The 4,061-nt window shown below is 37.2% G+C and carries 3 protein-coding genes; 2 read left to right on the forward strand and 1 reads right to left on the reverse strand.

Annotation, left to right across the window (positions count from 1 at the left end; genetic code table 11):
* Both QZN27_RS09135 and QZN27_RS09140 read left to right on the forward strand, forming a co-directional pair.
* Positions 1-2,039 (forward strand): glycosyltransferase (locus QZN27_RS09135; RefSeq protein ID WP_296786716.1); only part of this gene is annotated, 2,039 nt, incomplete at its 5' end.
* A gap of 45 nt (positions 2,040-2,084) precedes the next feature.
* Positions 2,085-2,693 (forward strand): sensor histidine kinase, encoded by a 609-nt coding sequence (locus tag QZN27_RS09140; RefSeq protein ID WP_296786718.1) that lies wholly within the window; start codon positions 2,085-2,087, stop codon positions 2,691-2,693.
* Between the two features lie 51 nt (positions 2,694-2,744).
* Here QZN27_RS09140 and QZN27_RS09145 read toward each other — a convergent pair whose 3' ends face one another.
* Entirely contained in the window at positions 2,745-3,971 is a 1,227-nt protein-coding gene (locus QZN27_RS09145) for an FprA family A-type flavoprotein (protein ID WP_296786719.1), read from the reverse strand.
* Positions 3,972-4,061 lie beyond the last annotated feature (90 nt).

Below are 4,061 nucleotides of genomic sequence, written 5' to 3' on the forward strand. Positions count from 1 at the left end.
ATATACTATCTAAAAATATTGCTTTAGCCATTAACCGTCAATCAGTTGAATCCGAAAAGGTTAATGAAGCGAGAGGGATAGCAAAGGAAGAAAATAAATCTCAGGAAGAGGCTATACCGGTCGAAAGTGCAGAAGAAAATCTAATCGAAACCAGTCAAAAAATAGACTATCAAAATTACTTGCAGTATGGCGACCTACAGCAGAAGGCAAAGGACGAGTATAAGCTGTCAAACGATGCTATTAAGCATTATGAATCTAAGGATGCCGACTCAAAACAGACGATTATAGTTGTTGAGGATGAAGCGATTACTGCATTAAACCTGAAGCTTGATTTAGAAGACTTGAATTATGAAGTTCTGGATACTATAGACAACGGATCTGAAGCTATTGAGAAATCCCGCGATATGTTTCCGGACATTGTATTGATGGATATACAATTAAAAGGGAATATGAATGGTATTGAAGCGGCTAATGAAATTAGTGAAATAGGAATACCGATAATATTCTTAACTGCAAATACAGATGATTCCACAGCATTCGAAGCACTGAAAACGGTACCTTATGGTTATTTGTCAAAACCGTATACCGCCAGGGATTTGGAATTGACTCTTACCATGGCTTTAAGAAAACATGAAGAGGATATTAAGACAATTATTAAAACCGAAAATAAGGTTTCAGAAAAAAACACAGAACTCATAATCGAAAAAACAGATGTTGCCATCATTTTAGTGGCAAGCTTTGCTTTAATCTTTTATATTATTATTAGTCGTGATGCCACCTGGCTGCAATGGATTTTATTCATTCCTTCCATAATAATGATATTCTTAGCCGTGGCCAGTCTTAAAAAAGAACGTCCTGTTGAAGAGTGGGATGTTCCTCCTTTTGTCACATTGATTGTCCCGGCCCACAATGAGGAGCATACCATTGCGGAAACAGTTAATAGTTTGGCATCTATAGATTATTATCATGATGGAAAAGTTAATTTTGAACTTATTGTCTGTAATGACGGTTCTAAGGACAGAACAGGAGAGGAACTGGCCAAGCTAAAAGGTAAGTTTCCTCATTTAAAAATCATTACACGTGTTCCGCCACGTTCCGGTAAGGGTAAAGGGTTTGTATTAAATGATGCTCTTGAAATTTCTAAAGGGGAAGTTATTGGAGTTTTTGATGCAGATGCAAGAGTCAAACCTGATTTTTTAAATATTATCATACCTTATCTAAACGATCCTGAAGTTCAGGGAGTTCAAGCCCGTGTTGAGATGTACAATAAGGATGAGAATTGGCTTACTCTTATGCAGCATGTTGAATTTGCCGGTTTCGGTAACATTGTACGTGCTAAGGATATATTGGGAAAAGTTGGATTCCTGGGCGGTAATGGACAGCTTGTAAAAAGAGATGCCATTTACAAAGGTGGCGGCTGGGATGGTTTTGCAGTTACCGAAGATCTGAATTTGAGTGTTAAGTTGATGATTGAAGGCGGTGCAATTCGTTACTGTGGTGAAACTTCTGTTTATCAGGAGGCCGTTTCAAAATGGGGACAGCTGCTACGTCAGAGAGCCCGTTGGGCAATTGGTAACTTTGAAACCCTATTCATATACGGACCGAAAATCATCCGTTCTTCAATGCCGGTTTTCAAAAAGTTCAGTGTTATGGAGCACATGATATTTTATGGTTTTAACATGCTTGTATTCTTTGGTTTCATAGTTTTCGTGCTTAATTTTATCAGTTCAGCCCTATTCAACGTTCCATTACTTAGAATGGAGGCGCCTTTTATTGTCGCAATTCTTTCAGCATTTGGTTTCTTACCTGGGGCGGTAATTACTTTGGCCCGTAACAAAGTAGGTTTTTTCAAAATTATTTATGGTGTTTTTGGCTATTGGCTATATTCTTTCCATTTGATTCCATTGTTTTTCAGCACTGTATATCAAATGTTGACAAGGAAAGAGAGAACCTGGGCTAAAACTGTGCACATGGGTGATGATGAAAATGTGGAACTGGTTAACGAAGATATTCCTGTAGGTGAAATAGAAGGAAAATAGGTCGATGAACTGCATGCCGTTAATGGAGATTTTTGAGGTGTAAAAATGGATGTCACTGATTTGAAACCTGATGAAAAAAGATTGTTGTTGAAAAATTTTAACCATAGACTAAATAATGATTTGCAAGAAGTATTGGCACTCATTAAATTAAAAAAGAGATTTAACATCGATAAGGATGAAATTATTAATTTTTCATGTGTTTCAATTGCATCAATGTCATCTATACAAAACCTGATGTATAATACCAATCATGAAAGCGATTATATCAGCACCAGTGAATTTTTCGATGATTTTGTAAAGATTCTCAATGATTATTACTCCAAGTCAAATATTGAATTCTCTAATGAAATCGAAGATTTTTATGCAAGTCCTAAAAAAGTATTCCAACTGATGTTGCTTGTTAATGAAATGGTTAGCCTGTCACTTGATTTTTCATTTAATGAGGATTTGGAAAAAAAGATAAGTTTCAATCTTGAAAAAATTGGGGAAGAGGGATTGTTAACCTATTCAGACAATGGTTCAGGTATTAAAGAAATAATATCCGGATCTGACATAAGGGCTGTTTTATTCGAACAGCTGATAAAACAAATAGATGGAACTTTGGAATCTAGCGACAGTGACTCTGTCATTTCAGTTAAATTTTATTATTATTAGTGGAATTTTTAAAAAAAAGAAAATGGGAAAGAATAGTTAAATTCTTTCAATTTATAATTCTTTACATGCTTGAGCTAATTTTTTACCTAACTCGTAGCTTGCTTCGTCTTCTTCAGAAGTAGGCACGAATGTAATTTCTTGGGTGTCTACAACATCAAATCCGTAGTTTCCTAATTCTTCAGCGAGCATTGCAGGTGTTCCACCTTTTCCGCCCATGGAACCGAAGGTAACTGCTTTTCTTACAATGCCGGTTCTGTTGAAGAGTAATCCTTTAAGGTAGTACATGATGTCTCCGATACTTGGGTATGGAACATCGTTGATTGTAGGGTCACCGACAGCAATTCCTTTACTGGTTAGGATACTTTTCACGATTTCAGACCTTTCATCCTCGTGCAGGAAGAAGATTTCAACATCATAGCCTTCAGACATTGCACCTTCAGCAATTTCGTGAGCCATTTGCTGGGTTGAGTAGTGCATGGTATCGTAGATGATTGTGATTTTGTCTTCACATGCACCGGTTGCCCAGTTTTGGTAAGCTCCGATGATTTGCATTGGGTCGGTCCAGATTTGACCGTGAGATGGTGCGATCATTTTAATGGAGTCTAATAAACCTAATTCAACTACTTCGTTTAGTTTTTTGAGCACTAATTTTGAGAGTGGGGTGATTAAGTTAGCATAGAACTTTTGAGCCGCATCCATTAGAACATATTCTGGGATTTCATCAGAGAATCTTTGGGTGAAACATAAGTGTTGACCGAATGCATCGTTAGGGAATAAAATACCGGTTTCATCAGCAAGCAGGGTAAACATGCTGTCAGGCCAGTGTAGGAGGAATGCATCGAGGAATGCTAAGGTTCTTCCACCAACATCTAATGAGTCGCCGGTTCCGACTGTGATAAATTCAGCGCCTTCTAAAGCAGGGTAGTGTTTTAAAAGACCGTTCACTGCAATTTTGGTACAGTAGATAGGTGCTTCAGGGAATCTTTTGTGCAAGTCCACCAATACTCCTGAGTGGTCTTTTTCCACGTGGTTTTGGATGATGTAGTCAACTTTGACTTCTCTTCCTTCTTGAGCGAAAGCATCGTCGATACGTGCCATCATTTCTTTGGTTTTTCCAGGATAAGCGTTATCGATGATTGCTACTTCGTCTTCACCGAATACAATGTATGCATTGTAGGTGGTTCCGTCTAATGTGTAACCGTGGTAGGTTCTTAAGTCCCAATCGAGTACACCAATCCAGTATACTCCATCAGCTATTTTTTGTGCGTTAGCTTTCATTTTTTTATCTCCAATTTTTGGTTAATTCATTAGCTATGAATTAATAATTTATTGGATTATATTATTATATATAGTTTTGTTTTATACGAA

Source organism: uncultured Methanobrevibacter sp. (assembly GCF_900316895.1).
Classification (GTDB): domain Archaea; phylum Methanobacteriota; class Methanobacteria; order Methanobacteriales; family Methanobacteriaceae; genus Methanocatella.

Coding starts and splice junctions, on each gene's coding strand:
- QZN27_RS09140 (WP_296786718.1), top strand. CDS start 2,085: ATGGATGTCACTGATTTGAAACCTGATGAAAAAAGATTGTTGTTGAAA.
- QZN27_RS09145 (WP_296786719.1), bottom strand. CDS start 3,971: ATGAAAGCTAACGCACAAAAAATAGCTGATGGAGTATACTGGATTGGT.